Source organism: Porphyromonas endodontalis ATCC 35406 (genome assembly GCF_000174815.1).
GTDB classification, from domain to species: Bacteria; Bacteroidota; Bacteroidia; order Bacteroidales; family Porphyromonadaceae; genus Porphyromonas; species Porphyromonas endodontalis.
This window is the reverse complement of sequence record NZ_ACNN01000021.1, coordinates 1-5,713: the sequence shown is the minus strand read 5'-3', so window position 1 is coordinate 5,713 and position 5,713 is coordinate 1. Positions and strand designations below refer to the sequence as shown.

Sequence of the window (5,713 nt, the reverse complement as noted above, 5' to 3'; positions counted from 1 at the left end):
TCGAAAACGGCGGCTACCTACTCTCCCACTTTTACGCAGTACCATCGGCGTGGTTGGGCTTAACTTCTCTGTTCGGAATGGGAAGAGGTGGAACCCCAACGCTATAACCACCTGAATAAGACTGACATCTTGGCAATTAGAAACAAGCAAGAACTGAGATAAGCTCTAAGTAAGCGAACCTCTCTTTTCCAATCCCCTAAAGGAGAACGGAGACAGAGACTCTATTCACATTTACTCTACAACCTTTTCGCGAAAATATTCGGGATATTAGTACTACTCGGCTTTTACATTACTGCATATACACCTATAGCCTATCAAGGTCGTCGTCTACAACCTCCCTATATGGATATCTAATCTTGAGGCTGGCTTCGTGCTTAGATGCTTTCAGCACTTATCCAATCCCGACTTAGCTACTCGGCACTGCTCCTGGCGGAACAACCGATAGACCAGAGGTCAGTCCAACACGGTCCTCTCGTACTAGTGTCAGAGCCTCGCAAATATCCTGCGCCCACAACAGATAGAGACCGAACTGTCTCACGACGTTCTGAACCCAGCTCGCGTGCCACTTTAATGGGCGAACAGCCCAACCCTTGGAACCTTCTCCAGCCCCAGGATGTGACGAGCCGACATCGAGGTGCCAAACCGCTCCGTCGATATGAGCTCTTGGGAGCGATCAGCCTGTTATCCCCGGAGTACCTTTTATCCTTTGAGCGATGGCCCTTCCATGCGGAACCACCGGATCACTATGCTCTAGTTTCCTACCTGTGCGACTTGTTTGTCTCCCAGTCAAGCACCCTTATGCCATTACACTCTACGACCGGTTACCAATCGGTCTGAGGGTACCTTTAGAAGCCTCCGTTACGCTTTTGGAGGCGACCACCCCAGTCAAACTACCCACCATACACTGTCCACGCAACGCGCGTGTTAGTAGCCAAATAGTAAAAGGGCCGTATTTCAACAGCGACTCCAAGACAACTGGCGTTGCCCATTCTCAGTCTCCGGCCTATCCTACACATCTAATACCCGGCTACAATATAAAGCTATAGTAAAGGTTCACGGGGTCTTTTCGTCCCGTTGCGGGTAATCGGCATCTTCACCGATACTACAATTTCACCGAGCTCGCGGTTGAGACAGTGCCCAGATCGTTACACCATTCGTGCAGGTCGGAACTTGCCCGACAAGGAATTTCGCTACCTTAGGACCGTTATAGTTACGGCCGCCGTTTACCGGGGCTTCAATTCAAAGCTTCTCCAAAAAAGGATGACCTCTCCTCTTAACCTTCCGGCACCGGGCAGGTGTCAGGCTATATACTGCATATTTCTATTTCGCATAGCCATGTGTTTTTGTTAAACAGTCGCCAGGGCCTTTTCTCTGCGACCTCTGATCGCTCAGAGGCGTCCTTTTTCCCGAAGTTACAGGACTATTTTGCCTAGTTCCTTAACCGCGAATCACTCGAGCGCCTTAGTATACTCAACCCAACCACCTGTGTCGGTTTACGGTACGGGTAATCATACAATATGTTTAGCGGATTTTCTTGGGAGCCTGGTTACGTACTTTTCAGATTGTGCATGCACGCTCTGTACTATCAGGTTCGACTCTCGGGGCGGATTTGCCTACCCCAATCTACATCTACACCCTTTAACCAACTATTCCGTCAGTTGGCCGTACTGTCACTTCTCCGTCTCCACATCACTCATATGATTAGTATGGGAATATTAACCCATTCTGCCATCGCGTGCGCCGTTCGGCTGCCGCTTAGGGCCCGACTAACCCTGATCCGTTTAGCGTTGATCAGGAAACCTTGGTCTTTCGGCGAGGGGGTTTCTGACCCCCTTTATCGTTACTTATACCTACATTTGCTTTTCTAACAAATCCAACCCGAATCATCTTCGAATCTTCTACTCCGTTAGAATGCTCCCCTACCGATGTATTAACATCCCACAGCTTCGGTACACTGCTTATGCCCGATTATTATCCATGCCAAAATCCTCGACTAGTGAGCTGTTACGCACTCTTTAAATGAATGGCTGCTTCCAAGCCAACATCCTAGCTGTCTTCGCATCTTGACCGCGTTTGTCCAACTTAGCAGTGATTTAGGGACCTTAGCCGATGGTCCGGATTCTTCTCCTTTAGGACATGGACCTTAGCACCCATGCCCTCACTCCCAGGATAACTTATAAGCATTCGGAGTTTGTCTGGACTTGATAGCCGGTGAAAGCCTCGCATCCAATCAGTCGCTCTACCTCTTATAAGAAACTCCTGAGGCTGCACCTAAATGCATTTCGGGGAGTACGAGCTATCTCCAAGTTTGATTAGCCTTTCACCCCTACCCTCAGCTCATTCGAAAGCTTTTCAACGCTTACCGATGCGGTCCTCCAATTAGTGTTACCTAACCTTCAACCTGGCCAAGGGTAGATCACTTGGTTTCGCGTCTGCCCCTGCTGACTATATGCGCCCTATTCAGACTCGCTTTCGCTCCGGGTACCCGACTATAGCCGGTTAGCCTTGCCAGCAACGGCAACTCGTAGGTTCATTATGCAAAAGGCACGCAGTCACCCCACGTAGGGGCTCCTACCGCTTGTAGGCAGACGGGTTCAGGGTCTATTGCACTCCTCTGTTCGAGGTCCTTTTCACCTTTCCCTCACGGTACTTGTTCACTATCGGTCTCTCGGGTATATTTAGCCTTACGGGATGGGCCCCGCTAATTCACTCAGGATTTCTCGTGTCCCGAGCTACTCAGGTGTCAAACTCTCATATAGCGACCCTTTCGTCTACGCGGCTGTCACGCTCTCTGGCTGTGCTTTCCAACACAATTCTACTAAAGTCTTTATATAATTTGTCGTCTGATCCTATTACCCCGACTTTGCCGAAACAAAGCCGGTTTGGGCTACTCCCCGTTCGCTCGCCACTACTAAGGGAATCACTTTTGTTTTCTTTTCCTATGGGTACTAAGATGTTTCAGTTCCCCACGTCTGCTCTGTGCTCTGCACAGTGACATATCTTCCATATGCCGGGTTGCCCCATTCGGAGATCTACGGATCAATTCGTATGTGCCGATACCCGTAGCTTTTCGCAGCTTATCACGTCCTTCTTCGCTTCCGAGAGCCAAGGCATCCACCGTCTGCCCTTGTCTTTTTTCGCCTTACGTCCTTTCTTGTGGTCAACCACAATAAGGAACGATTGTTGAGTAAATACTAAGTCTCTTTCAAGACTCGTTACTTTTGCTTTTATATTCGTATTCCATTTGTTGCCAAATAGAACACGGCTCTACTCTTGTTGTTTCTAATTATATTACCAAGTATGTCAAAGATCACGTTGTCAATCACACCTTACAGCGTGATGACCAAGTGGAGAATATCGGATTCGAACCGATGACCCCCTGCTTGCAAAGCAGGTGCTCTAGCCAGCTGAGCTAATCCCCCATAAATCCCACTTCGGATTCAGGTAGTCCCAGGCAGAGTTGAACTGCCGACCTCTACATTATCAGTGTAGCGCTCTAACCAACTGAGCTATAGGACTGGCTAATGTCGTCGTGCACGGCTGATCTCTGTCTTTCGCTGATTGCTCCGCGCCCTTAATTCTCTATTTTTGCGTTCGCTCGATATATTTCTAACAAAAAGGGCGGTGCACCCATGAAAGAATCCCTAAGAACTCTTTCATCGTGAGAGGAATCTCTTCGGCAATCCTCACATCTAAAAAACGATTTGTCCCTATCTTGTACTCCTACGGTCCTACCTAAGAACAAGGTTCCTTTACGGAATCTCCAGAAAGGAGGTATTCCAGCCGCACCTTCCGGTACGGCTACCTTGTTACGACTTAGCCCCAGTCACTGGTATTACCCTTAAGCGCCCCTTGCGGTTACGCTCTTCAGGTACTCCCAACTTCCATGGCTTGACGGGCGGTGTGTACAAGGCCCGGGAACGTATTCACCGCGCCATGGCTGATGCGCGATTACTAGCGAATCCAGCTTCACGGAGTCGAGTTGCAGACTCCGATCCGAACTGGGACAGGGTTTGGAGATCCGCTTCATGTCACCATGTCGCTTCCCTTTGTCCCTGCCATTGTAACACGTGTGTCGCCCCGGATGTAAGGGCCGTGCTGATTTGACGTCATCCGCCCCTTCCTCGCGTCTTACGACGGCTGTCTCGATAGAGTCCTCAGCATAACCTGTTAGTAACTATCGACGCGGGTTGCGCTCGTTATGGCACTTAAGCCGACACCTCACGGCACGAGCTGACGACAACCATGCAGCACCTACTTAGATGTCCCGAAGGAAAGCAAACTCTCATCTGCCATCATCTAAATTTCAATCCCGGGTAAGGTTCCTCGCGTATCATCGAATTAAACCACATGTTCCTCCGCTTGTGCGGGCCCCCGTCAATTCCTTTGAGTTTCACCGTTGCCGGCGTACTCCCCAGGTGGAATACTTATCGCTTTCGCTTAGACTCTTACAGTATATCGCAAAAATCTAGTATTCATCGTTTACTGCGTGGACTACCAGGGTATCTAATCCTGTTTGATCCCCACGCTTTCGTGCTTCAGTGTCAGACGGAGCCTGGTACGCTGCCTTCGCAATCGGCGTTCTGTGTGATATCTATGCATTTCACCGCTACACCACACATTCCGCATACCTCGTCTCCTCTCTAGCATATCAGTTTCAACGGCAAGACTACAGTTGAGCTGCAGCTTTTCACCACTGACTTAATACGCCACCTACGCACCCTTTAAACCCAATAATTCCGGATAACGCTCGTATCCTCCGTATTACCGCGGCTGCTGGCACGGAGTTAGCCGATACTTATTCGTAGAGTACATGCATCTCAGCTACACGTAGCTGCCATTATTCCTCTACAAAAGAAGTTTACAATCCATAGAACCGTCGTCCTTCACGCGACTTGGCTGGTTCAGGCTCTCGCCCATTGACCAATATTCCTCACTGCTGCCTCCCGTAGGAGTCTGGTCCGTGTCTCAGTACCAGTGTGGGGGGTCAACCTCTCAGTCCCCCTACCCATCGTTGCCTTGGTAAGCCGTTACCTTACCAACCAGCTAATGGGACGCATGCCCATCTGTAATCAATAAATCTTTCCGTCCTCCTCCATGCGGAGAAAGAAGAATATAGGGTATTAGTCCGACTTTCACCGGGTTATTCCCTAATTACAGGCAGGTTGCATACGCGTTACGCACCCGTGCGCCGGTCGCCATCTATCTTAGCAAGCTAAAATAATGCTGCCCCTCGACTTGCATGTGTTAAGCCTATCGCTAGCGTTCATCCTGAGCCAGGATCAAACTCTCCATTGTTATTTTTGTTTTGTTATAATCCTTCTTTGTGACTCCTTGGATGTCCTCGTCCTTTTTATTGGTAGCACCTTATTCAGAGTTCTCTTTAGATCGGGTCGCCTTTTAAAACGTTCAATCTTACCTCGTATTCGTTCCCACGCACTCATTCCTTGTTACCAAGAAATTCGTGGCGTGCACTACACAATTTGTTATATATCAAGCTTCTCAAAGATCTCGTTATCGCACCCCACTTCTCGGAACCCGAACCCCTTAGGAGCCGAACCCCGCTCGTGAAGCGAACGTGACTGCAAAGATACAAAAACTATTTTGACTCCTGCAATACTTCGAGGAAAAATTCTTTCGTCCTCATCGCAACCAAGGTCTGTTTCGCGGTGGCTCGCTCGCCCCCTGCCCTCGTTTGCGTTTGCAAAGGTAA

Annotated in this window: 1 protein-coding gene, 2 tRNA genes and 3 rRNA genes; all 6 read right to left on the bottom strand. The window is 49.3% G+C overall.

Features of this window, described 5'->3' with window-relative positions; all coding sequences use genetic code 11:
• Positions 1-4 precede the first annotated feature (4 nt).
• Positions 5-115: ribosomal RNA gene (rrf, locus tag POREN0001_RS05460) — 5S ribosomal RNA — on the bottom strand.
• 132 nt (positions 116-247) lie between these two features.
• Positions 248-3,141, bottom strand: a 23S ribosomal RNA gene (locus POREN0001_RS05455).
• Between the two features lie 207 nt (positions 3,142-3,348).
• Positions 3,349-3,422 (bottom strand) — tRNA-Ala (locus POREN0001_RS05450).
• A 23-nt stretch (positions 3,423-3,445) separates the two neighbouring features.
• Positions 3,446-3,519, bottom strand: a tRNA-Ile gene (locus POREN0001_RS05445).
• Between the two features lie 248 nt (positions 3,520-3,767).
• Positions 3,768-5,298: ribosomal RNA gene (locus tag POREN0001_RS05440) — 16S ribosomal RNA — on the bottom strand.
• Together the 16S, 23S and 5S rRNA genes with 2 tRNA genes alongside form the textbook arrangement of a ribosomal RNA operon.
• A gap of 188 nt (positions 5,299-5,486) precedes the next feature.
• Positions 5,487-5,713 (bottom strand): hypothetical protein (locus POREN0001_RS09475; RefSeq protein ID WP_040580867.1); only part of this gene is annotated, 227 nt, incomplete at its 5' end.